Raw genomic sequence first — 22,523 nt, 5'->3', positions numbered from 1 at the left:
GGGTGAGCCCCAGCGCAGGCTGGGGCCTCCCGCCGTCGGCGCTGTGCCGATGGAGATCCCAGCCTTCGCTGGGATACAAGCAGGGCGAAGGTTCGGGGCCCTGATCCGGACCGGCACTGGGCTACCTGATACGGGCCCTTTTCGAACGAAGGAAGAATACGATGCGTCACGGTATTTCGCAGCGCAAGCTCGGTCGCAAGACCGGCCACCGCAAGGCCCTGTTCCGCAACATGGCGGCCGCCCTCATCAAGCACGAGCAGATCGTCACCACGCTTCCCAAGGCGAAGGAACTGCGCCCCTATGTCGAAAAGCTGGTCACGCTCGCCAAGCGCGGCGGCCTTTCGAACCGCCGCCTCGCGATGAGCAGGCTGCAGGACGAAACCCAGCTCAGGAAGCTCTTCGACGTGCTCGCCGAACGCTATGCGGACCGCGAGGGCGGCTATGTCCGCATCATCAAGGCCGGCTACCGCGCCAGCGACAGCGCCCCGCTCGCCGTGATCGAATTCGTCGACCGCGACGAGGACGCGAGGGGCCAGGATTCCGGCCCCGACATGAGCGAAATGGACGAATACGCCGAGGCGTAGGCCCCGCCCGGACAAGGATGGCAAAAGGGGTCGGGGAGCGTTCCCCCGGCCCCTTTTCTTTTGCGTCGCAGGCCCTAGTCTCGCGCGGCATGAGAACGCTCCTTTTCGCAGCCGCTGCCGCAGCGCTTGCTGCTCCCGTCCCCGCCATCGGCCAGAGCGCGCAGGAACGCCTCGACGCGCGGTATGACCGGGCGCTCGCGGCGGGATACAAGGCCTTGATGCTGTGCAGCGCGATCGCGGTAGCGGAGCGAAACGGCACGACGCGCAGCCCCGAGAGCGTTCACGAATGGGAGCTTTCGGGCGTCGACCCCGCGCTCGACCCGATCATCCGCGACCTGCCCTACGATATCCTTCGCGGACCGGGCGGGGCAGTTGCCCGGGTAGAGGTCGAATGGGCCGAAAATATGCCCGACCGCGCGGCGACCCATGGCGGGCGCGACAGGGGCTGTTCGGTCCTCCCGATCGGCGCAGTGCCGGATGCGGGCGATGCCGCGGTGGCACCGGCCCGCGACACGGCCGAGACCGCGACCACCGGCAAGGCCGCGCCGCGCGAGGAAACGTCGCTGGATGGCCTGCTCGCCGATGCCTTCGCCGCGCGCTATGGCGACGGGCGCAGCACGGCGGTGCTCGTGCGGCGGTTCGATCCCGACGGCACCCTCGCGTTCGAGACGGCGCGCTACGCCCCCGGCTTCGACGCGAACACTCCCCAGCGCACCTGGTCGGTCGCCAAGAGCATTGCCGCGACGCTGGTCGGCGCGGCGGTCCACGCGGGCGAACACGCGGTGAGCGATCCGGTAGGCCTCGATTACTGGCGTGCCGGGGGCGAGGGCGATCCGAGGAACGCGATCACCATCGACCATGCCCTGCGGATGGCGAGCGGGCGCTATTCGGACACACTGGGCAACCGCACCGATCCGCTCTACTGGGGCGGGACCACGGTGGACGAGCGCGCCGCAAACTGGCCCCTCCTGCATGAACCCGGCACGGTCTATCGCTACGCCAACAACGACACGCTGATGGCGGTGAAGGGGATCGAAACCTGGCTGGAGCGCAATCCGCCGCACGAATTCTTTGCGCGTCTCGGCATGAACCGCACCGTCGCCGAAACCGACAACCGCGGCAATTACGTCCTCTCCTCGCAGGTCTGGTCGACTGCGAGCGACCTCGCGACGCTCGGCCAGCTCTATCTCGATGACGGCGTGTGGAACGGCGAACGCCTGCTGCCCGAGGGATGGCGCGACCATGTCTCCGATCCGTCCGGCCCCCAGCCCGAGGGGACGGACTGGGGCTATGGCGCGGGGTGGTGGACCTTTCGCCGGCCCGAAGGAAACGCCTTCGCCGGCATCCCGGACGACGCCTTCGCCGCGCGCGGCAATCGCGGGCAGTATGTGGTCGTCGTGCCGTCCCGCAAGGTCGTGATCGTGCGGCGGGGGGAGGACCCGGTAGGAACCGGCTTCGACATCGCAGCCTTCACCCGCGACGTGCTGGCAGCGATCGAGGGCGAGTAAGTTCAACTCGTTCAGCCGCTTTCGCCCCGTTTCGGGCGTACCTGTTCAGGTTATAGGCCGTTTTGCTTAACGCTTGCTGTCCGCGCGATTCAGGCTCGTCACACGCCCTTTCCTACATCCTGCGATTCGACGCCGGGGCTATCCCGTCCCGGCCGGAAGCGAGGATGAGATCATGACGAGCACCACCACCAAACTCGCAAGAACCGCGCTTGGCGCCGTCGCCGCCGCGGCGCTGGCGATCGGCTCCGCTGCGCCCGCGCTGGCCGACGACCGCCGCGAGCGCGACGGGATCGGCGCGGGCGAGGTCATCGCCGGCGCGCTCGTGATCGGCGGGATCGCCGCGCTCGCCGGGGCCTTCGACGGCAACGACCGGCGCGACTGGCGCGACCGCCGTCACCGCGATTGGCGCGGCGACCGGCGCGGTTTCAGGGGCGATCCGCAGCGCGCGATCAATCGCTGCATCCGCGCGGCCGAGAACCAGGCCCGCCGCTTCGGCGGCTGGCGCTTCGCCCAGGCGACCGACATCCGCGACGTGGACCGCACCCGCTACGGCTTCCGCGTTCAGGGCCGGATCGAGGTGCGGCAGAATGTCCGGTTCCGCGACCGCTTCGACCGCGGCCGGTTCACCTGTCGGCTCGACGGGCGGGGCGCTCCGCACATCGACTTCGCCGGGGTGCGGGGCCTGCGCTGAGGCGGGTTTCGGCTCTGCGAGCGGGGCGTTACGTCCCACCGGCCTTGCGCGGCCCGCATCCCAGCGGTTACCCTCGCTCGCCTCGTGCCCATTAAGCCCCGGTCAAGCCGCGGGCCGATAGGCACGAGGCGAACCCGAGAGCGATTGGTGGCCGCTCGACCCGACGACCCTTCGAGGAGGACAAGTCCATGGCGTCCCAGCTCCGTCCGTTCGCGCGCCGTTTCCCCGCCATCGCCGGTCTCGCCGCCGCGCTTTCGCTGACCGCCGCGCCGGTTTCCGCGGCCGAGCTGCCCGGCAACCTCGTCCGCCCCGCGGCGAGCGGCAGCGCCTTCATGGCCGATTTCGGATCGGGCGCGCATGATGCCGGCGTGGACACCGCCGAGTGGGGCCGCTGCTGGGGCCGCTGGGGTTGCCGCGGCTGGCGCGGACGGCGCGGGGTGCGCGCGGGCGACGTGCTTGCCGGGGCGGTCATCGTCGGCGGGATCGCCGCCATCGCGAGCGCGGCTGCGAACAACCGGCGGCGGGAGCGCGACGTGGTGATCGTCGAGCGTGACCGCGTGCGCTACGACGACCGGCGCTACGATGACCGGCGATATGATGACCGGCGCTACGACGACCGCCGTTATGACGACCGACGCTACGACACCCCGCGCGCCGCCCCGCGCCGTTCGGGCGCCTCGGGCCTGCAGGGCGCGGTCAACATGTGCCTGACCGAGATCGAACGCGACGTGCGCGTCGACGGGGTCGACAATGTCCAGCGCACCGCGGGCGGCTGGGCGGTCACCGGCACGCTGTTCGACGGGTCGTCCTTCCTCTGTTCCATCGGCAGCGACGGGCGGATCGACACGATCGATTTCGGCGGCTTCGTCGGCCGGGCCGATCGCGCCGCGCCCGCGCGCGAACGGGCCTTCGCCGCCGAACGCGCCGAACGCGCCGTTCCGGCCGAACAGTGGAGCGACGTCAGCTACCTGCGCGCGCGGGCCAGTGTCGAGGCACGCGACGGCTTCGGTCCGCAGCCCGATGAGGAGATGCGCGTTACCCTCGTCACCGAACCGCGCGATGTCGAGATGGCCTTTGCCGGAACGCCCGCCGATCTGCGCTACGCGGGCGAGCGCGGGCCGGCCTATCCCGGCGCGCCGATCCCCGGCGAGGCCATCCCCGACAGCCGCCCGATCGACGGCGACCTCGGGCGCTGAGCTTTAATCGGAGGCAGGCTCGCCGCGGTCCGGCCCGCCATAGGTCGGCAGGGCGAGCTCCCACCTGATCGCCGCCGCGCGCAGCGCCGCCCCGGCGACGAAGGCCGCGCCCCACGCCGCCACATCGGGCAGGGCGAGCAGCGGGACGAGCAGCATCCCGCCGACCGTGAGCGCGGCGCTGAGCGCGGCGGCGGTGACGTAGAGTTCGGGCTGCATGATGACCGAGGGGCGCCCGGCGACGATGTCGCGGATGATCCCGCCGACGCAGCCGGTGATGATCCCCATCAGCGCGGCAGGGACGGGCGGGATCCCGTAGGCGGTCGCCTTGGCGCTGCCGAGCACGGCATAGGCGGCAAGCCCCACCGCGTCGGCATAGAGGAACGCGCGCCCTTCGTAGAGGCGCAGCGGCACGAACCACGCGACCAGCGCCACGCCGAGGCACACGGCGGCGACCCAGGGATCGGTGATCCAGAACACCGGCGCCCCGATCAGGAGGTCGCGCAAGGTGCCGCCGCCGACCCCGGTGACGAGCGCGAAGAACGCCATGGTGACGAAAGTCTGCCGCTCGCGCGCGGCGACGAGCGCGCCCGACAGCGCGAAGACCGCGATCCCGACGAGGTCGAGCCAGTCGAGGATCGGGGTCAGGATCGTCCCGTCCATGACCTGTCCCTATCCGTGGAGGATCCGCCCGATCTCCCCGGCGGCGGCGATGCAGTCGAGATCGGCGAAGGCCGGGCCGATGACCTGCATCCCGCAGGGAAGGTCCGCGCCGAGATAGGCGCCGGACCCGATCGGCAGAACGGTGGAGGGCAGGCCCGGGAAGGTCGCGAGGCCCGAGAAGATCAGCCCCGCTCCGGCGGGCAGTTCCTCGCCGTTCACGTCGAGCGTGCCCTTGAACACGGCTTCCTCGCGGTGCGGCACGGCGAGCACGGGGGCGGGCGGGGCGAGGACGAAGTCGTAGCTCTCGAACACGCGCTCCCACAGGACCCGGTTCGCGGCCTGCGCGTCGAGCAGGTCGAACCAGTCGCTCGCCGTGGCGCGCCTGCCGTTGGGCGCGGGCGCGCCGCGGGCCATGATGGTGTTGAGCATCCTGAGGTAATCGCGGTGCTGCTGCGCGAGGTCGGGCAGGAAGCCGTCCGCTACCTGGCCGGCCCGGTCGATGGCGATGCCCGCTTGCGCGAGCCTCTCCAGCGCCGTCTCGGTCGGGGCGGCGACGCTCGCATCGAGCGGGCAGCCGGGCAGGTCGGTGAGAGCGAGGAGGCGGCACCGGGCGAGCGGCTTGCCCTTGGCGGCAAGCGGGAAGCGCGCGCCGATTTCGGTCAGCACGGCGAGGTCTTCCGCGCACCGCGCGAGCGGCCCGGCGATCGACAGCTCGCTTTCGTGCGCCGCGACGAAGCCCTCGCGCCGGGCCATCATCGGGTGGTCGTGGCCGCGCCTCGGCACCAGGCCGTGGGTCGTCTTGTGCCCCCAGATCCCGCAGAAATGCGCCGGCACGCGGACCGATCCGCCGATGTCGGAGCCGTATTCGCAGGCCACCATCCCGCTCGCCACCGCCGCCGCGCCGCCGCCCGACGATCCGCCGGGCGAGCGCGACGTGTCGTGCGGGTTGTTGGTGCGGCCATAGACCGGGTTGAAGCTCTGCCAGTCGGTAAGGTCCGTGGGCACGTTGGTCTTGCCCAGGATCACCGCGCCCGCCGCCTTCAACCGCCGGACGAGTTCGGCATCGCGCGGGGCGACGTAACCGGTCAGGCGTTCGTGCCCCCAGCAGCTTTGCAGCCCCGCGACCTCGAAGCTTTCCTTGACCGTCATCGGCACGCCGAACAGCGGCTGGTCCTCGCGCGGGGCTTCCCCCCGGGCGATCGCGGCGTCCATAGCCCGCGCCTCGGCGCAGGCGCGCTCCCAGTCGGGGACGGCGATGGCGTTCACCTCGGCATCGAGATGCTCGATCCGCACGATCGCGGCATCGACCGCCTCGACCACCGAGAGCCTGCCCTCCCGGATTGCCGCTGCGGTTTCGAGCGCGCCGGGTTTTTCGGTCAGTTGCGGATAGGCCATGCGTGTCTCCCCCCCCCTGCGTGCGCGAGTCCCCGCGCAGGCGGGGACCTCATGCCTGCTGCACGGCGCCAGTGGCAAGAGGCTCCCGCCTGCGCGGGAGCTTGCGGGAATTCAGATATGGATCGGCTTGCCCGTCACCGCCATCGCCGCTTCCTTGAAGGCCTCGGCATGGGTGGGGTGGGCGTGGCAGGTATAGGCGATGTCCTCGGACGTGGCGCCGAATTCCATCGCCTGCGCGGCCTGCGCGATCATGGTCCCGGCGAGCGTGTTGATCATCCACACGCCGATCACGCGGTCGGTTTCGGCATCGGCGATCACCTTGACGAAGCCGTCGGTGTCGCGGTTCGCCTTGGCGCGGGAGTTCGCCATCATCGGGAACTTGCCGACCTTGACCTCGATCCCGCGCTCCTTCGCCTGTTCCTGGGTGAGGCCTACCCCGGCGATCTCGGGAGCGGTGTAGACGACGTTGGGGATGACATCGTGGTTCACGATCCCCGTCTGCCCGGCGATGAATTCGGCCACCGCGATGCCTTCGTCCTCGGCCTTGTGCGCGAGCATGGGGCCGGGCGCGACGTCGCCGATCGCCCAGATGTTGTCGACCTCGGTTCGGAAATCGTGGCCGATCTCGATCTGGCCGCGATTGTTGACCTTGAGCCCGGCCTTTTCGAGCCTCAGCCCGTCGGTGTTGGGCCGCCGGCCGATCGCGACGAGAACATTGCTCGCCTCGATCGTCTGTTCATCGCCGCCGGAGGATTTCTCGACCGTCAGGGTGACCTTCTTGCCCTTGACGCTGGCGCCGGTGACCTTGTGGCCGAGCATCATTTCCATGCCCTGCTTCCTGAAGATCTTCTGCGCCTCCTTGCGGATTTCGCCGTCCATGCCGGGGAGCAGCTGGTCGAGGAATTCGATCACCGTGACCTTCGCACCCAGCCTGCGCCACACGCTGCCGAGTTCGAGCCCGATCACGCCGCCGCCGATCACCACGAGATGTTCGGGCACTTCGTCGAGGTCGAGCGCGCCGGTCGAATCGACGATGCGCTTCTTTTCATTGTCGACCTCGACGCCGGGGAGCGGGGTGACGCTGGAGCCGGTCGCGATGACAATGTCCTTCGCGGTATGGGTCGCATCGCCGACCTTTACCGTGTGCGCGTCCTCGAACGCGGCGTGGCCTTTCAGCCAGGTCACCTTGTTCTTCTTGAACAGGAATTCGATCCCGCCGGTGAGATCGCCGACCGCGGCGGATTTCTCGGCCATCATCTTCTTGAGGTCGAACGTCGCCTTGGCCTCGATCCCCCAGGTAGCGAAATGGCCGCCGGTGGCCTCGTCGAACAGTTCGGAAGCGTGGAGCAGGGCCTTCGACGGGATGCAGCCGACATTGAGGCAGGTGCCGCCCAGTGTCTCGCGGCTTTCGACGCAGGCGACCTTGAGGCCAAGCTGCGCCGCGCGGATTGCCGCGACATAGCCGCCGGGACCGGCACCGATGATGAGGACGTCGTAGTCGTATTCAGCCATTTATAAGCTCCATGATCCCTGCAGGCGAGGTGGGATCGGCAATTGTCTCGTTCAATCTTTGCGCGGCGATGGGCCGCCTCGGGAATCGTGCCTCACAAATCGATCAGCATCCGGGTCGGATCCTCGATCGCCTCCTTGATGATCTTCAATGCGGTCACCGCCTCGCGCCCGTCGATCAGGCGGTGGTCGTAGCTGAGGGCGAGATACATCATCGGGCGGATGACGACTTCGCCGTTCACCGCCACCGGCCGGTCCTCGATCCGGTGGAGGCCGAGGACGGCGCTCTGCGGCGGGTTGATGATCGGGGTGGACATGAGGCTGCCGAACACGCCGCCGTTCGAGATCGTGAAGGTGCCTCCGGTCATGTCCTCCATCGTCAGCGTGCCTTCCTTGGCCCGCGCGCCGAAATCGGCGATGTCCTTCTCGATCCGGGCGAAGCCCTTCTTGTCGGCGTCGCGGATGACGGGAACGACAAGGCCGTTGGGGGCGCTGACCGCGACCGAGATGTCGACATAGTCGTGGTACACGATCTCGTCGCCCTCGATATAGGCGTTGGCGGCGGGCACGTCCTTCAGCGCGAGGCAGGCGGCCTTGGCAAAGAAGCCCATGAAGCCGAGGCGGATGTCGTGCTTCCTGGCGAACAGGTCCTTGTAGCGGTTGCGCGCCTCGATCACGGCGGACATGTCGACATCGTTGAAGGTGGTGAGCAGCGCCGCATTGTCCTGCGCGCCCTTGAGGCGCTTGGCGATGGTCTGGCGCATCCGGGTCATCTTGACCCGCTCCTCGCGGCGCTCGCCGGCCGCGGCGGGAGCCGGGGCGGGCGCGGGCGAGGGGGCCGGGGCGGGCGAAGGCGCGGGCGCGCCGCTCTTCTTCGCTTCGGCCGCGGCGATCACGTCTTCCTTGGTCAGGCGGCCGTCCTTGCCGGTGCCCTTGATGGTCGAGGGATCGACCCCGTGTTCGAGCACCGCGCGGCGCACCGCGGGCGAAAGCGTCTGCGCGGCGGCGACGAGGTCCTCCGACGGGCTTTCCTTGGCCCTGTCGCCCTCGTCCTCGTCCGACGCGGGTGCGGGGGAGGGCGCAGGCGAGGGCGAAGGGCTGGCTCCCGCGCTCGCGCCTTCCTCGATCAGCGCGATCACCGCGCCGACTTCGACCGTGTCGCCGACCGCGACCTTGTGCTCGCTCAGCACGCCCGCAACCGGCGAGGGCACGTCGACCGCGACCTTGTCGGTTTCGAGGCTGGCGATCGGCTCGTCGGCCTCGACCGCGTCGCCGGGCTGCTTGAGCCATTCGCCGATCGTGCCTTCGGTGACCGATTCGCCGAGAGCGGGGACTTTGATTTCGGTTGCCATTCCAGATGCTTCCTGAACTTTGTTGTCTGTTGGTGTCTAATTCGAGAGGCCCAGCGCCTCGGCCACCAGCCGCTCCTGCTGCTCCTTGTGCCGCCCGGCGAGCCCGGTCGCGGGCGAGGCGGCCGGGTCGCGCCCGACATAGACGGGCCGCTTGCCCGCGAACCCTGCCTGCGCTAGCGAATCCTCGATCTGGTTCTGGACGAAGAACCACGCGCCGTTGTTCTTCGGTTCCTCCTGGCACCAGATCACCTCCTCGAGGTTCTCCATCCGCTCCATCCGCTTCGCCAGCGGCTCGCCGGGGAAGGGGTAGAGCTGTTCGATCCGCACGATCGACACGTCCCCGATCGCTTCGGCATCGCGCTTCTCGATCAGGTCGTAGGCGACCTTGCCCGAACACAGGACGAGGCGTTTCACCTTCTCGTCGGCGATTTCGGTCGTGTCGGACTTGATCCGCCGGAACTGCCGGTCGCCCAGGAATTCGTCCCGCGAAGACTTCGCCATCGGGTGCCGCAGAAGCGATTTCGGCGTCATGATGATCAGCGGCTTGCGGAACGGGCGCAGCATCTGGCGGCGCAGCACGTGGAAATAGTTCGCCGGCGTGGTGATGTTGCAGACCTGGATGTTGTCGTTCGCGCAGAGCTGCAGGAAGCGTTCGAGCCGTGCCGAGGAATGCTCCGGCCCCTGGCCTTCATAGCCGTGGGGAAGCAGCATCACGAGGCCGTTGGCGCGCAGCCACTTGGCCTCCCCGCTCGCGATGAACTGGTCGATCATGATCTGCGCGCCGTTGGCGAAGTCGCCGAACTGGCCTTCCCACAGCACCAGCGTCTTGGGATCGGCCATGGCGAAACCATACTCGAAACCGAGCACGCCGTATTCCGACAGGGTCGAATCGTGCACCTCGAACTTGCCGTGGGGCAGGGTGTTGAGCGGCACGTACTTGCGCTCGGTCTTCTGGTCGACCCACACGGCGTGGCGCTGCGAGAAGGTGCCGCGCCCGCTGTCCTGCCCGGACAGGCGCACGCCATAGCCTTCCATGACGAGGCTGCCGAAGGCGAGCGCCTCCGCCGTCGCCCAGTCGAAGCCCTCGCCGCTCTCGAACATGGCGGCCTTGGCGGCGAGGACGCGGTCCAGCGTCTTGTGGATTTCGAGATCGCCCGGAACCTCGGTCAGCACCTTGCCGATATGGTCGAACATCTTGCGCTCGATCGCGGTTTCGACATTGCGCCGCGCGGTTTCGGGATCGGCCGGCTTGTTGAGCCCGGCCCAGCGCCCGGCGAACCAGTCCGCCTCGTTGGGCTTGTAGCTCCTGGACGCCTCGAATTCCTCGTCGAGCAGGGCGATGAATTCCCTGGCCGCCTCCTCGCGGTGGCCCTTTTCCACCACGCCTTCGGCGATCAGGCGATCCTCGTAGATCTTGGAAACCTTGGGATGGGCGCGGATCGCGTCGTACATCAGCGGCTGGGTGAACTTGGGCTCGTCGCCTTCGTTGTGGCCGAAGCGGCGATAGCACCACATGTCGATCACCACGTCGCGGTGGAAGGTCTGGCGGTATTCGACCGCGAGCTTGCAGGCGAAGGTCACCGCTTCGGGATCGTCGCCGTTGACGTGGAGGATCGGCGCCATCACGCCCTTCGCCACGTCGCTGGGGTAGGGCGAGGAGCGCGCGAATTTCGGCGAGGTGGTGAAGCCGATCTGGTTGTTGATGATGAAGTGGATGCACCCCCCGGTGTCGTAGCCGGGCACGCCCGAGAGCGAGAGGCTTTCCCACACCACGCCTTGCCCCGCGAAGGCCGCGTCGCCGTGGATCAGCACGGGCAGCACCTCGCGCTTCTGGCTGAGATCGTCGCGGATCGCCTGCTGCGCCCGCGCCTTGCCCAGCACGACCGGGTTCACCGCCTCGAGATGCGAGGGGTTGGGCGTCAGGCTCATGTGCACCGAAATCCCGTCGAATTCGCGGTCGGTGCTGGTGCCGAGGTGGTATTTCACGTCGCCCGAACCGCCCACGTCATCCGGGTTGGCCGATCCACCCGAGAATTCGTGGAAGATCACGCGGTAGGGTTTCGCCATGACATTGGCGAGGACGTTCAGCCGCCCGCGGTGGGCCATGCCGTAGATGATCTCGCGCACGCCCGCGCTGCCGCCGTGCTTGATGACCGCTTCGAGCGCCGGGATCATCGATTCCCCGCCGTCGAGGCCGAACCGCTTGGTCCCGACATATTTGCGGCCGAGGAATTCCTCGTACTGCTCGCCGCGCAGCACGGCGGCGAGGATCGCCTTCTTGCCCTCGGGGGTGAACTGGATCGTCTCGCCCGGGCTTTCGAACTTGTCCTGCAGGAAACGGCGTTCCTCGGTGTCGGCGATGTGCATGTATTCGAGGCCGACCTTGCCGCAATAGACTTCGCGCAGGCGCCGGTGGAGCTTGTCCACCGTGGTCCATTCCATGCCCAGCACCCCGCCGACATAGACCTCCTCGGCCTCCTTGCCGGCAAGCCCGTGCCATTCGAGCGTCAGGTCTTCCGGCCCTTCGCGGTTGGACATGCCGAGCGGATCGAGATCGGCGGACATGTGCCCGCGCACGCGGTAGAGCCGCACCAGCGTCATCGCGGAAATCGACAGCGAGGCGGCCTTCTCGATGGCCTTGGGGTCCATCGGCTTGCCCGCGTCCCTGGCCGCCTGCTTGACCGCCAGCTTCATCTCGGTCGGGTCCATCGCCGCCACGAGGTCCGCGCCGCTGCCCGCCAGCGTGTCGAGCCAGCCGCGCCTTTCCCACGTGGGGCCGGGCTGCGGGCCGTCCTGATCGGTCATTTCGGGGATGAAGTTCTTGCTCTGCTCGTTCATAATCCTGAGTCCCAGCGCAGGCTGGGACCTCCCTTGATCTTGCGAGACATCAGACAAGCGCGGACGAGAGGTCGTCCCATCCGGGATTGCTTTCCTCGATCCGCCTGATCTTCCATTCGCGTTTCCAAGCCTTCATTCGTCTCTCGGCGATCCGGGCATCGTGAATATTCTCGTGCCGTTCGAACCAGACCAGCCGGTCGCAATTGTATTTCTTCGCAAACCCCCGGACCGTTCCCGTCCGATGCTGTGCGAGGCGCCGCGCGAGATCGTCGGTGACGCCGATATACAGGACCCCGCCTTTCCTGTTGGTCAGGATGTAGACGAAGCCCTCCTTCAATCATTCCACCTCATGTGAGTCCCGGGGAAGGCTGGGACCTTGTCCTGTCAGGCACGAGGTCCCAGCCTTCGCTGGGACTCACATGCCCATGGAAACTCACGCCATTTCCTTCAGCATCGCCGCGAGCGTCGTGCCCAGTTCGCTCGGGCTCGGCGAGACGCGGATGCCCGCATCCTCCATCGCCGCGATCTTGTCCTCGGCGCCGCCCTGGCCGCCCGAGACGATCGCGCCCGCATGGCCCATGCGGCGGCCCGGAGGCGCGGTGCGGCCCGCGATGAAGCCGACGGTCGGCTTGCTGCGGCCCTTGGCGGCCTCGGCCTTGAGGAAGGCGGCGGCTTCTTCTTCCGCACTGCCGCCGATCTCGCCGATCATGATGATGCTTTCGGTTTCCGGGTCGTCGAGGAAGAGGTCGAGCACGTCGATGAAGTTCGTCCCGTTCACAGGGTCCCCGCCGATGCCGACCGCGGTCGACTGGCCGAGCCCGACCTGCGTGGTCTGGTGGACGGCTTCATAGGTGAGCGTGCCCGAACGGCTTACGACGCCGACGCTGCCCTTCTTGAAGATCGAGCCCGGCATGATGCCGATCTTGCATTCGTCGGGCGTCAGCACGCCGGGACAGTTCGGGCCGATGAGGCGCGACCTGGAACCCTCGAGCGCACGCTTGGCGCGGACCATGTCGAGCACCGGGATGCCCTCGGTGATGCAGATGATGAGTTCGATCTCGGCATCGATCGCCTCGCAGATCGCGTCGGCGGCGAAGGGCGGCGGCACATAGATGCACGAGGCGGTCGCGCCCGTGGCGGCCTTGGCCTCCTTCACCGTGTCGAACTGCGGCAGGCCGATATGCTCCGTGCCGCCTTTGCCGGGCGTGACGCCCGCGACCATCTGCGTGCCGTAGGCGAGCGCCTGCTCGGTGTGGAAGGTGCCGGTGTTGCCGGTCATCCCTTGCGTGATGACCTTGGTGTCCTTGTCTACGAGGATGCTCATTCAGTTGCTCTCTCTTGCAGTAAAAACAGCGAGGCGCAGCGCAGGCGCCTCGCGCGATCCGGTCGGGGCGATCTGCACCGGTTGACCTTCGGCGACGAAAAAGATTGCGCCGTTCTCATCGGCTTGCGGCAGTTTCCCGCCGAACGCCTTCTTGAATTCCTCGAAAACGTCGAAACTGTCGATCCGCGCATTGACCATGCACACGCCCTCTCCTTCGAGCGCGCTGAGGATGATGATCGGCGCACGCTCCGCATGGCCATATATGATCGGACCGTCTTCGACTGCCTGGCCGTCGTCCGATTGCAGGGTGGCGCGCGACCAGCCCAGTTCCTCGAGCGAGGCGACCGACATATCGCCGGTCCTGGTCGCAGCGAAACAATCGTTATAGGTCTCGAAAATCTCGGGCAGCGTGGCTTCACGCATCTGCGCCGCCGCCGGAGCGAGGGGCAGGGCGATCGCCGCGGCCATGGCAAGGCTGCGCTTAAGCAAGGCTGCCATCCAGCCCCTTGCACGCCTCGAGCAGTTCCTCGACCGCGTCGGTCGAGACCTTGAGGTTCTTCTTCTCTTCGTCGCTGAGCTCGATCTCGATCACGTCCTCGGTTCCCCCTGCGCCAATCACCGTGGGGACGCCGACATAGAGCCCGTCGAGGCCGTACTTGCCCTCGACATAGGCGGCGCAAGGCAGGATGCGCTTCTGGTCGCCGAGATAGGCCTCAGCCATCGCGATCGCGCTGGTGGCCGGCGCGTAATAGGCAGAGCCGTTGCCGAGCAGTTGCACGATCTCGCCGCCGCCGCCGCGGGTGCGCTTGACGATCTCGTCGAGGCGGCTTTCGGAGACGCCCTTGATCGCCGCCATGTCCTTCACCGGGATGCCGTTGATCGTGGAGTAGGACAGGACGGGCACCATCGTGTCGCCATGCCCGCCGAGCACGAAGGCGTTCACGTCCTTGACGCTGACGCCGAACTCCCACGCGAGGAAGGTGGCGAAGCGCGCCGAGTCCGGCACGCCGGCCATGCCGACGACCTTGTTGGCGGGGAGGCCCGAGAACTCGCGCAGCGCCCACACCATCGCGTCGAGCGGGTTGGTGATGCAGATCACGAAAGCGTCGGGGCAGTTGTTCCTGATGCCCTCACCGACCGCCTTCATCACCTTGAGGTTGATGCCGAGCAGGTCGTCGCGGCTCATGCCGGGCTTGCGCGGGACGCCCGCGGTGACGATCACCACGTCGGCGCCGGCGATGTCGGCATAGTCGTTCGTGCCCGTGATGCTCGCGTCGAATCCTTCGATGGGGCCGCACTGCGACAGGTCGAGCGCCTTGCCCTGCGGCATCCCTTCGGCGATGTCGAACAGGACGATGTCGCCCATTTCCTTCTTCGCGGCGAGGTGGGCGAGCGTGCCGCCGATCATCCCGGCGCCGATCAGCGCAATCTTGGTGCGGGCCATTTCTGAGGACTTCCTTCCCTGATTCCTGGGACGAAAACAATGTCCTGATAGCGCGGGTCCGCCCGTCCCAAGCCAGGCCCGGCGCCGTGATCTCGCGGGCGGGCCTAGGCGTGCGGGAAGGGCATTGCAACCGTCAAAAGGGCCTGCGCGCGCGGAAATCTTTGATAATAGTTCGCAGGTGCAATAAGGGACCGCGAAACCATGCCGAGCCGCTCCGCGCGGGCGGCGAGGCGTGATTTTCCGCCGCTTGCGAAAGCCGGTCCGGTCAGGCCCGCACGCGCACCGCCGTCTCGCCCAACTCGCCCTCGCGCTCCTGCGCGATCAGCAGGGCAGCCAGGTAATCGGGCACGGCGCGGCTGAAATAGAAGCCCTGGCCCAGCGTGCACCCGGCCTCGCGCACCGCCCGCACCTGTTCGACCGTCTCGAGCCCCTCGGCCACGATCTCGATATCGAGCGTCGACCCCATTTCGGCGACCGCGCGGATGATCGCGTTGCTCTTGCGCCCGACATGCGCGCCCGACACGAAGCTGCGATCGACCTTGATCTTGTGCAGCGGGAAGGTGTTGATGTGGCCGAGCGAAGAATAGCCCGTCCCGAAATCGTCGAGCGCGAACTTGACGCCGATCGCGGACAATTCCTCGATGAAGGCGGCGGTGGCGTGGTTGTCCTCGATGAACAGGCTCTCGGTCACTTCCAGTTCCAGCCGCGAGGGGGCGAGCCCCGCCTCGCGCAGGGCATTGCGGATGCCGAGCACGGCGCCCGGCGCTCGGATCTGGAGGGGCGAGAGGTTGACGGCGACCGTCACGTCCTCGGGCCAGGTCGCCGCGGTGCGCGCGGCCTGCGCGGTGATCCAGTTGCCCAGCGTGACGATGACGCCCGTCTCCTCGGCCACGGGGATGAACTCGTCGGGTTTCAGCTCGCCCTTTTCCGGGTGGAACCAGCGCACCAGCGCCTCGAAGGCGCGGATGCGCCCGCTTTCGAGATCGACGATCGGCTGGAAGAAGATCGACAGCTCCTCGCGCTGGATCGCGGCGCGCAGTTCGTCCTCGATCTCGCGCCGTCGGATGAGGTCGCGGGTCATCGCGCTGTCGAAGAAGCGCGTCTGCGAGCGCCCGCCCACCTTGGCGTGGTAGAGCGCGAGATCGGCGCTCTGCATCAGCGTGTCCGCATCCGCTCCGTCGTCGGGCAGCAGGGCGACGCCGAGCGAAGCGCGCACTTCCAGCCGGTCGCCGTCGATCCGCACGGGGCGCATGATCTCGGCATGGATCTCGCTCGCGATGCGTTCGGCCATCTTGCGGTCGTCGACCGGCGTGAAGACCACGAACTCGTCCCCGCCGAAGCGCGCCACCGTTGCCTCCGGCGGCGAAACCTCGCGCAGCCGCCGCGCGACCTCGGTCAGCACGCGGTCGCCGACCGGATGGCCGAGCAGGTCGTTGACCTCCTTGAACCGGTCGAGGTCGATCCAGATCAGCGCGAGCCGCGCATCCTCCTCGATCGCCATCATCGTCTCGACCATGGCATGGTTGAGCCCCGCCCGGTTGGCGAGCCCGGTGACGACATCGGTCCGGGCGAGCAGCTGCATCTTGTCGGCGAGCAGCGAGCTGCGATCGGCCGAGGCGATGGATTCGCGCAGGACCTTGGAGATGTTGAGCACGATCGACATCATCGCCGGGATCAGCAGCGCGATCGTCACGGCGAGCGTGATCAGCGCGAGCGATCCCCGCATCACGCAGGCCGCCATGATCGGCAGCAGCGAAAGGGTGAGCTGGCCGATCGCGATGCTCGGCCGGCCCGCATTGCGCGCCGACACGCCGACGCCGTAGCACAGCGTGTTCGCCACCATCAGCACCTGCACCTCGCCCGGCGCATCGAGCCACAGCGTCATCGCTCCGACCAGGCCGATCACCAGCGCATAGCTGAAGGCGCCGATCTCGTAGATGATCTCCAGCTTGAAGGTGCTGGTCCGCCCGCTGTCGGGCGACAGGCCGAGCGCGGCGAGCACGCGCGCGATCGCGATGAGCGTGAGGACGCTGGCACCGAGATAGAGCTGCGGCAGCCCGGCCACCAGCGCCGAAACCCCGGTCGCGGCAATGCCGGCGAGGGCGCCGATCGCAAGGCTCGCAGGCTGGGTGTAGAGCGACTTGACCAGCAGGCGGCGCGCGCGCGCGGACACGCGGTCCGCACGCTGACGGGGCGCGAGGCCGAGCAGTCTCGCGAAGGGGCCGGTCAGATTCATATCGCCTCCGGCCTAGCCCGAAGTGGTCAAGGTCGGGTTAACGCGGTGCTTACCCCTTTCCACGCGTGAAATCCGCGACTTGGGCGGGCCGGACCCTTCAGCCAGGGGTCGGTCCGGATTCGCCCGCAACCTCGAGCGCAAGGCGGCGGTCGAGCGTGCGGGTGATTTCGAGCCACCAGTCATAGGCCGGCCGGTCGCCTGCGAAAAAGGCGGCCTCGGCCCGCGCGCGCGCGGCGCGGGCGGCGCCGAGGCCATGTTCGGCGAAATGGCGCAGCGCAGCGCGCAGCACCGCCTCGCTCGGGGCGCGGCGGCGGGCGGGTGCGGCAGAGCCGCGCGGGCGGGCATCGGCGCGACCTTCGGCGGCGCTGTTGTCGTTCGCCGCGCGTTCGCGTGCCCGGCGCACGAGGCCGCGCGCGATGGGGGCGCAGGCGCGGGCGGGGGCAGTGCCGAAGGCGGCCGCGAAATGGATCGTCATGGGCGCGCGGTTTCCCGGGTTCCGGCTCGCCCGGCAGCGGCTCGTCCGGCGACGCGTGGCGGGCGAATGCCGCGGGGCGAGGCCGGGGAAGCGCGCCAAGGGGCGGGCGCAGGGGTTGATCTGATGACATCCGACCTAGGGGAAAGCGCGCTAAGGCTTGGTGACGAGGCAGGGTTTCGCGTCCGTTAACCCTTTATCGCAGCGGCGTTTTCGCTCTCTCCCCGCCTGTCGTCGGACTAGGCCGCAAGCCGGGCGGAAGGCGGCGCGGATCACTCGCCGAGCGGCTCGACCGCGATCCTCGGGGCCTTGCGCGCCGCGCTGTCGGCGCTTTCCGGGCGGGTTTTCCAGCGGCCAGCGGCGCGGTATTCCTCGCGCACACTGCCGCTTCCCGCAGCCGGGGCGGCGGCGGGCTCGGACGGGGAAACCGGCGCGTTTCCAGGCCGCAGTGCGATTTCGCCCGAAAGGCTCGGCCCGGCCTCGGCGTCGGGGGCGGGGCTGGCAAGGGGCGCCGCAGCACCCCCGGCCCGCGCCGGGGGCGCGCCCGCAGGCTTCCCGCGCGCCGATCCGGCGCCAGGGTCCGCAAGGCCCGGTTCGACGCCGGCATAGGCGGTGTCGAACGCGGCGAGCGAACCCGCCCGGCCGCGCGCTCGGTAGAAGCGGTGCGCGCCGATCGTGCCGACATGGTCGAGACCGCCGGCCCAGCGCGGCGCGACCCACAGCGTGTGGTAATGCGTTGCCAGCCCGACCGGGGCATAGACCTCGCCCGCCAGCGCCATCCGCGCAATCCGCCGCGCCCGTTCCCAACCCGCGCCCGCGGCGGGGCGCGCCCGGCTGCCGTCGCAGGTGAAGGTGAACTGGCACCCGGTCGCGCGCTCGGCGCCCTCGAACACCACCGCGCACACGCTGTTCGGCCAGGCCGGGTGGCGCACGCGGTTGAGCACGACCTGCGCGACCGCGCGCTGGCCCGCCTCGCTCTCGCTGGCCGCTTCGTAGAACACCGCTTCGGCAAGGCATTGCTCCGCTCTCGGGTTTCCGCTCGCGGCGAGGAAGGGGGCCGCCGCCGGGCCGGGGTCGAGCGCCTCGCCCGGCGAGCGCAGTCCCCCGGCGGCGAGCGGATCGGTTTCGGGCAGGGCGATCAGCGCCGCGCGCCGGGGCGGATCGGCGAGATAGTAGAAGGCGGAACCGGGAAAGTTCGTCCCGGCCCGTTCGAACGGCATGAGCCGGGGCGGCGCGGGTTCGCCGAGCGCGGGGCGGCTCTCGCCGGCGGTCGCAAGGCCCGCAAGATCGCCCAGCGCGAAGCCGGGACCGGCCGCGAGCACCGCGAAGACGACCGCGCCCGAGCCGAGCGCGCCGAGGCGTTTCTGCACCGTCTCGAACGGCAGGGGCGACCGGGGCACGGCCCGGTCGACCCGCGCGACGATCCGGAATCCTTCGCGCAGCATCGCGCGCACCTTCCCCGTCAGCTGGCGGCCGAAAGCGGCCCCGCTCCTGCGCCGTGCGCGCGCGGGTCGGGGCGGCGGCGGCGGTTGCGGCGGTTCGGGAGCGCGTTTGAGGATGCGGGCACGTGTCACCCCCTCGCGCCTAGCGCGCCCAAAGGAGACCGGCGAGCGTCCCGGCACACGCGTCCCGAAAGCGCACAGGCGCGCGGCATTGCTTAACCTCGCGCCACAGGCGAGGCGCGCCTCACGCCGGTTGCGGGCAGGCAATCATCCGGGCCGGAAAGCGGGAAAAAGGGGCCGGCCAGGCGCCTCGTCCCGCCATGCTCGGGGGCGATGCGCCGACGGCCGGCCCTTGTCTCGATGAAGCGGCGTGGAGGCCCCATACTGGTGCGACCCGAAGGGTGCCACGAGGACTTGCAACGAGAAGCCCAGCATAGGATTTCCTGAAGTCTTGGGGACTTGATCTTTTCTGTAGGTCGCCTCGCGGGCCGTTTTTCGGCGGAATCGGGCGCTGTGCGGGCCATCCCGACCGGCGGAACGGGGTGGACGTGCGCCGCCGGCCGGCAGATGCACCGCCCGCCGATGTCCGCGCCCCGGCCCCCGCGCGACGCGCCGCGGAGCGGGTCCTGCGTCCCTTGCCGGATTCGCGCCGCACGATGGACGGGGGCGCGGAAACCAAGCCGCGTTCCCGTCCGTTGCAATCGCGCGTCCCCGGGGCCATTTCGCCCCCGGTCCAGCCTGTGCACGCAGCCACGCCGTCTCTTTACACCCACGAACATTTCCGGAACACAGCCCTCCCATGAGCCTTACCAAGATAAGCGTCCGCGGCGCGCGCGAGCACAACCTCAAGGGGATCGACATCGACCTGCCGCGCGATGCGCTGATCGTCGTCACGGGCCTGTCCGGGAGCGGCAAGTCGTCCCTCGCCTTCGACACCATCTATGCCGAGGGCCAGCGCCGCTATGTCGAGAGCCTGTCGGCCTATGCGCGCCAGTTCCTCGAGATGATGCAGAAGCCCGATGTCGAACATATCGACGGGCTGTCCCCTGCGATCAGCATCGAGCAGAAGACGACCTCGAAGAACCCGCGCTCGACCGTCGCGACCGTGACCGAGATCTACGACTACATGCGCCTGCTCTGGGCGAGGGTCGGCACGCCCTACAGCCCCGCGACGGGGGAGCCGATCGAGGCGCAGACCGTCTCGAACATGGTCGACCGGGTCATGGCCCTGCCCGAGGGCACGCGGCTCTACCTGCTCGCGCCGGTGGTGCGCGGGCGCAAGGGCGAATACCGCCGCGAGCTCGCCGAATGGCAGAAGGCGGGCTTCACCCGGGTGCGGATCGACGGGGAATTCTACCCGATCGAGGAAGCGCCCGCGCTCGACAAGAAGTTCAAGCACGACATCGAAGTGGTGGTGGACCGGCTCGCGGTGAAGGAGGGGCTGGAAACGCGGCTGGCCGATTCCTTCGAGACCGCGCTCAAGCTCGCCGAGGGGCTGGCCTATGTCGACCTCGCCGACGGCGTCGTGCCGGGGCGCGAGGGTGAGGACGCGGATGCGGGCGGCGCGATGAAGGGCGTCGGCATTCCGCCCAACCGCATCGTCTTTTCCGAGAAGTTCGCCTGCCCCGTCAGCGGCTTCACCATCGAGGAGATCGAGCCGCGCCTGTTCTCCTTCAACAGCCCCCAGGGCGCGTGCCCGGCCTGCGACGGGATCGGGGAAAAGCAGCTGTTCGACGAACAGCTCGTCGTGCCGAACGAGGCGCTGACGCTGAAACAGGGCGCGATCGTGCCCTGGGCCAAGTCCAACCCGCCGTCGCCCTATTACATGCAGGTCCTCGCCAGCCTTGCGAAAGCCTATGATTTCGACCTGACGACGCCGTGGAAGGATCTGGAGCCCGATCAGCGCATGATCATCCTTCACGGCACGGGCGGGATGCCGGTCCCGCTCACCTTCAAGGACGGGCGCAAGGAATACACCGTCACCAAGCCGTTCGAGGGCGTGATCGGGAACCTGAACCGCCGGATGCGCCAGACCGAAAGCGCGTGGATGCAGGAGGAGCTTTCGAAGTTCCAGACCGCCCAGCCCTGCGAGGCCTGCGGGGGCAAGCGGCTCAACGAAAAGGCGCTGAGCGTCAAGATCCCCGGCCCGACAGGCCCGATCGACATCGCCGAACCCGTCCGCATGAGCGTCGCCGAGGCGAAGGCGTGGTTTGCCGGGGCCGACGATCACCTCACCCCGCAGCAGTCCCAGATCGCCCGCGCGATCCTCAAGGAGATCCGGGAGCGGCTGGGCTTCCTCGACAACGTCGGCCTCGACTACCTCAACCTCGACCGCACCAGCGGCACTCTGTCGGGGGGCGAGAGCCAGCGCATCCGCCTCGCCAGCCAGATCGGCAGCGGGCTGTCGGGCGTGCTCTACGTGCTCGACGAACCCTCGATCGGCCTCCACCAGCGCGACAACGACCGGCTGCTCGAAACATTGAAACGCCTGCGCGACCTCGGCAACACGGTGATCGTGGTCGAACACGACGAGGACGCGATCCGCGCCGCCGACCACATCGTCGATCTCGGCCCCGGCGCGGGCGTCCACGGGGGCGAGGTGGTGGCGCAGGGCACGCTCAAGCAGGTGATGAAGGCGAAGGGCTCGCTCACCGCCGATTACCTGACGGGCCGCCGCGCGATTGCGGTGCCGGACCGGCGGCGCAAGGGCAACGGCCTGTTCCTGACGGTGAAGGGCGCGAGCGCGAACAACCTCAAGGGCGTCACCGCCAGCATCCCTCTCGGCACCTTCACCTGCATCACCGGCGTATCCGGTTCGGGCAAGTCCTCCTTCACCATCGACACGCTCTATGCGGGCGCGGCGCGGGTGCTGAACGGCGCGCGCATCATCGCCGGCAAGCACGACGCGATCGAGGGCCTCGAACACTGCGACAAGGTGATCGAGATCGACCAGTCCCCCATCGGCCGCACCCCGCGGTCCAACCCCGCGACCTACACCGGCGCCTTCACCCAGATCCGCGACTGGTTCGCAGGCCTCCCGGAATCGCAGGCGCGCGGGTACAAGCCGGGGCGCTTCTCCTTCAACGTCAAGGGCGGCCGCTGCGAGGCGTGCACCGGCGACGGCCTGATCAAGATCGAGATGCACTTCCTCCCCGATGTCTACGTCACCTGCGAACAGTGCGGGGGCAGGCGCTACAACCGCGAAACGCTCGAGGTGAAGTTCAAGGGGCATTCGATCGCCGACGTGCTCGACATGACGATCGAGGACGCGGAGGGCTTCTTCAAGGCGGTGCCGTCGATCCGCGACAAGATGCGGATGCTGAACGAGGTCGGCCTCGGCTACGTCAAGGTCGGCCAGCAGGCGACGACCCTTTCGGGGGGCGAGGCGCAGCGGGTGAAGCTCGCCAAGGAACTGGCGCGGCGTTCGACCGGGCAGACGCTCTACATCCTCGACGAGCCGACGACGGGCCTGCATTTCGAGGACGTGAGGAAGCTGTTGGAAGTGCTGCACCGGCTGGTGGAGCAGGGCAATTCGGTGGTGGTGATCGAGCACAATCTCGACGTGATCAAGACCGCCGACTGGATCGTGGACCTGGGGCCGGAAGGCGGCGTGCGCGGCGGCGAGATCGTGGCGGAGGGCACGCCGGAGGACGTGGTGCGCGAGCCGCGCAGCTTTACCGGCCATTACCTGAAGCCGCTGCTGCGCGGAACGCGGGAGGCGGCGGAGTAATCCTCCCCGGACCGGGGAGAGCCTGTCCTGAGCCTGTCGAAGGAGGGACCGCCGCAGGCGGTGGAGGGGCACGCCCGGCTTTCGCGGGGTCCCGGTTCACGCGAAGGCGCGAAGATGGCGGGAAGCGAGGCCCCGGCGGCGC

Annotated in this window: 17 protein-coding genes; 5 read left to right on the top strand and 12 right to left on the bottom strand. The window is 68.7% G+C overall.

Annotated elements, in window-relative coordinates; genetic code table 11:
* The first annotated feature begins 161 nt into the window (after positions 1–161).
* From rplQ to BLU08_RS05175, 4 genes are all read left to right on the top strand, one after another.
* Positions 162–584 (top strand): 50S ribosomal protein L17, encoded by a 423-nt coding sequence (gene rplQ, locus BLU08_RS05190; protein ID WP_090196287.1) that lies wholly within the window; start codon positions 162–164, stop codon positions 582–584.
* An 89-nt stretch (positions 585–673) separates the two neighbouring features.
* Entirely contained in the window at positions 674–2,092 is a 1,419-nt protein-coding gene (locus BLU08_RS05185; protein ID WP_090196284.1) for a serine hydrolase, read from the top strand.
* A gap of 172 nt (positions 2,093–2,264) precedes the next feature.
* Entirely contained in the window at positions 2,265–2,783 is a 519-nt protein-coding gene (locus BLU08_RS05180; RefSeq protein ID WP_090196281.1) for a hypothetical protein, read from the top strand.
* Between the two features lie 188 nt (positions 2,784–2,971).
* Positions 2,972–3,979 (top strand): hypothetical protein, encoded by a 1,008-nt coding sequence (locus tag BLU08_RS05175; RefSeq protein WP_090196277.1) that lies wholly within the window; start codon positions 2,972–2,974, stop codon positions 3,977–3,979.
* 3 nt (positions 3,980–3,982) lie between these two features.
* On the opposite strand, the gene BLU08_RS05170 is transcribed toward BLU08_RS05175, so the two are convergent.
* The 12 genes from BLU08_RS05170 to BLU08_RS05115 all read right to left on the bottom strand — a co-directional run bounded on the left by BLU08_RS05170 (position 3,983) and on the right by BLU08_RS05115 (position 18,654).
* Positions 3,983–4,639, bottom strand: a complete 657-nt coding sequence (locus tag BLU08_RS05170) for a trimeric intracellular cation channel family protein (RefSeq protein ID WP_090196274.1) — start codon at positions 4,637–4,639, stop codon at positions 3,983–3,985.
* 9 nt (positions 4,640–4,648) lie between these two features.
* On the bottom strand, positions 4,649–6,034 hold the full coding sequence (locus BLU08_RS05165) for an amidase family protein (protein ID WP_090196271.1): 1,386 nt from the start codon (positions 6,032–6,034) through the stop codon (positions 4,649–4,651).
* 111 nt (positions 6,035–6,145) lie between these two features.
* Entirely contained in the window at positions 6,146–7,546 is a 1,401-nt protein-coding gene (gene lpdA / locus BLU08_RS05160) for a dihydrolipoyl dehydrogenase (RefSeq protein ID WP_090196267.1), read from the bottom strand.
* 92 nt (positions 7,547–7,638) lie between these two features.
* On the bottom strand, positions 7,639–8,895 hold the full coding sequence (odhB, locus tag BLU08_RS05155) for a 2-oxoglutarate dehydrogenase complex dihydrolipoyllysine-residue succinyltransferase (protein ID WP_090196264.1): 1,257 nt from the start codon (positions 8,893–8,895) through the stop codon (positions 7,639–7,641).
* A gap of 36 nt (positions 8,896–8,931) precedes the next feature.
* Complete coding sequence (locus tag BLU08_RS05150) at positions 8,932–11,733, bottom strand: 2-oxoglutarate dehydrogenase E1 component (RefSeq protein ID WP_090196259.1); 2,802 nt, start codon at positions 11,731–11,733, stop codon at positions 8,932–8,934.
* 49 nt (positions 11,734–11,782) lie between these two features.
* Entirely contained in the window at positions 11,783–12,070 is a 288-nt protein-coding gene (locus BLU08_RS05145) for a GIY-YIG nuclease family protein (RefSeq protein WP_090196256.1), read from the bottom strand.
* 96 nt (positions 12,071–12,166) lie between these two features.
* Entirely contained in the window at positions 12,167–13,057 is an 891-nt protein-coding gene (sucD, locus tag BLU08_RS05140; protein ID WP_090196253.1) for a succinate--CoA ligase subunit alpha, read from the bottom strand.
* Positions 13,058–13,525 (bottom strand): hypothetical protein, encoded by a 468-nt coding sequence (locus BLU08_RS05135; protein WP_090196250.1) that lies wholly within the window; start codon positions 13,523–13,525, stop codon positions 13,058–13,060.
* Positions 13,526–13,538: 13 nt separating this feature from the next.
* A complete protein-coding gene (gene mdh / locus BLU08_RS05130; protein ID WP_090196247.1) occupies positions 13,539–14,501 on the bottom strand; it encodes a malate dehydrogenase in 963 nt (320 codons plus the stop codon).
* Positions 14,502–14,766: 265 nt separating this feature from the next.
* Entirely contained in the window at positions 14,767–16,737 is a 1,971-nt protein-coding gene (locus BLU08_RS05125) for a bifunctional diguanylate cyclase/phosphodiesterase (protein ID WP_172800987.1), read from the bottom strand.
* A 97-nt stretch (positions 16,738–16,834) separates the two neighbouring features.
* Complete coding sequence (locus BLU08_RS05120) at positions 16,835–17,212, bottom strand: hypothetical protein (RefSeq protein ID WP_090196244.1); 378 nt, start codon at positions 17,210–17,212, stop codon at positions 16,835–16,837.
* Positions 17,213–17,481: 269 nt separating this feature from the next.
* On the bottom strand, positions 17,482–18,654 hold the full coding sequence (locus tag BLU08_RS05115) for a cell wall hydrolase (RefSeq protein WP_233996096.1): 1,173 nt from the start codon (positions 18,652–18,654) through the stop codon (positions 17,482–17,484).
* 796 nt (positions 18,655–19,450) lie between these two features.
* Here BLU08_RS05115 and uvrA point away from each other — a divergent pair.
* Positions 19,451–22,381, top strand: a complete 2,931-nt coding sequence (gene uvrA / locus BLU08_RS05110; RefSeq protein ID WP_090196242.1) for an excinuclease ABC subunit UvrA — start codon at positions 19,451–19,453, stop codon at positions 22,379–22,381.
* The last annotated feature ends 142 nt before the right edge of the window (positions 22,382–22,523 follow it).

This window comes from Erythrobacter sp. HL-111 (assembly GCF_900105095.1).
Classification (GTDB): Bacteria; Pseudomonadota; Alphaproteobacteria; order Sphingomonadales; family Sphingomonadaceae; genus Erythrobacter.
Note: the sequence above shows the minus strand (reverse complement) of the source record. Positions and strands in the feature narration are given on the sequence as shown.

Excerpts from the sequence above, each read along its gene's own strand:
- rplQ (WP_090196287.1), top strand. The coding sequence starts at position 162 with ATGCGTCACGGTATTTCGCAGCGCAAGCTCGGTCGCAAGACCGGCCAC.
- BLU08_RS05185 (WP_090196284.1), top strand. The coding sequence starts at position 674 with ATGAGAACGCTCCTTTTCGCAGCCGCTGCCGCAGCGCTTGCTGCTCCC.
- BLU08_RS05180 (WP_090196281.1), top strand. The coding sequence starts at position 2,265 with ATGACGAGCACCACCACCAAACTCGCAAGAACCGCGCTTGGCGCCGTC.
- BLU08_RS05175 (WP_090196277.1), top strand. The coding sequence starts at position 2,972 with ATGGCGTCCCAGCTCCGTCCGTTCGCGCGCCGTTTCCCCGCCATCGCC.
- BLU08_RS05170 (WP_090196274.1), bottom strand. The coding sequence starts at position 4,639 with ATGGACGGGACGATCCTGACCCCGATCCTCGACTGGCTCGACCTCGTC.
- BLU08_RS05165 (WP_090196271.1), bottom strand. The coding sequence starts at position 6,034 with ATGGCCTATCCGCAACTGACCGAAAAACCCGGCGCGCTCGAAACCGCA.
- lpdA (WP_090196267.1), bottom strand. The coding sequence starts at position 7,546 with ATGGCTGAATACGACTACGACGTCCTCATCATCGGTGCCGGTCCCGGC.
- odhB (WP_090196264.1), bottom strand. The coding sequence starts at position 8,895 with ATGGCAACCGAAATCAAAGTCCCCGCTCTCGGCGAATCGGTCACCGAA.
- BLU08_RS05150 (WP_090196259.1), bottom strand. The coding sequence starts at position 11,733 with ATGAACGAGCAGAGCAAGAACTTCATCCCCGAAATGACCGATCAGGAC.
- sucD (WP_090196253.1), bottom strand. The coding sequence starts at position 13,057 with ATGAGCATCCTCGTAGACAAGGACACCAAGGTCATCACGCAAGGGATG.
- BLU08_RS05135 (WP_090196250.1), bottom strand. The coding sequence starts at position 13,525 with ATGGCCGCGGCGATCGCCCTGCCCCTCGCTCCGGCGGCGGCGCAGATG.
- mdh (WP_090196247.1), bottom strand. The coding sequence starts at position 14,501 with ATGGCCCGCACCAAGATTGCGCTGATCGGCGCCGGGATGATCGGCGGC.
- BLU08_RS05125 (WP_172800987.1), bottom strand. The coding sequence starts at position 16,737 with ATGAATCTGACCGGCCCCTTCGCGAGACTGCTCGGCCTCGCGCCCCGT.
- BLU08_RS05120 (WP_090196244.1), bottom strand. The coding sequence starts at position 17,212 with ATGACGATCCATTTCGCGGCCGCCTTCGGCACTGCCCCCGCCCGCGCC.
- BLU08_RS05115 (WP_233996096.1), bottom strand. The coding sequence starts at position 18,654 with ATGCTGCGCGAAGGATTCCGGATCGTCGCGCGGGTCGACCGGGCCGTG.
- uvrA (WP_090196242.1), top strand. The coding sequence starts at position 19,451 with ATGAGCCTTACCAAGATAAGCGTCCGCGGCGCGCGCGAGCACAACCTC.